This is a genomic window from Hydrogenophaga intermedia (assembly GCF_023715105.1).
Lineage (GTDB): Bacteria > Pseudomonadota > Gammaproteobacteria > Burkholderiales > Burkholderiaceae_C > Hydrogenophaga > Hydrogenophaga intermedia_A.
Genome location: NZ_JAMBNO010000123.1, coordinates 1 through 395, shown reverse-complemented (window position 1 = coordinate 395; position 395 = coordinate 1). Strand labels below are relative to the sequence as shown.

Below are 395 nucleotides of genomic sequence, written 5' to 3'. Positions count from 1 at the left end.
GCCGTATGCCGCGCGGCCGGTGACGCCGCAAGGTGTTGCGTGCTGGACCGAGGCGCGGGAGAGTGTTGGCCGTCACCAGTAGTCAGTGAGGCCGCCTCACGGTTCCGGGTGCCACGGTGGCGAGCCTCCCCGTCGAGGAGGAAAGTCATGCTGGAAGAGGGAACTGTCACCGCCAATATCCCGGCCGCGGACCTAGCACGCGCGCGCGAGTTCTACGCTGACAAGCTTGGCCTTACGCCCTTTCAGGAGATGGAGGGCATCATGTTGCTGTATCGAACGGCTACCGGTTCTGCGTTCAGCGTCTATCAGACCGAGTTCGCGGGCCAGGCCGGCCACACCATCGCCCAGTGGCACGTCTCGGACGTGGACTCCGTCGTGCGTGACCTCAGCAAGAA

Annotated in this window: 1 protein-coding gene; it reads left to right on the top strand. The window is 64.8% G+C overall.

Annotated features, from left to right (window positions below; all coding sequences use genetic code 11):
* Window positions 1-147 precede the first annotated feature (147 nt).
* Window positions 148-395: VOC family protein (locus M3149_RS22870; RefSeq protein WP_435370783.1), on the top strand; the 248-nt coding region annotated here is incomplete at its 3' end.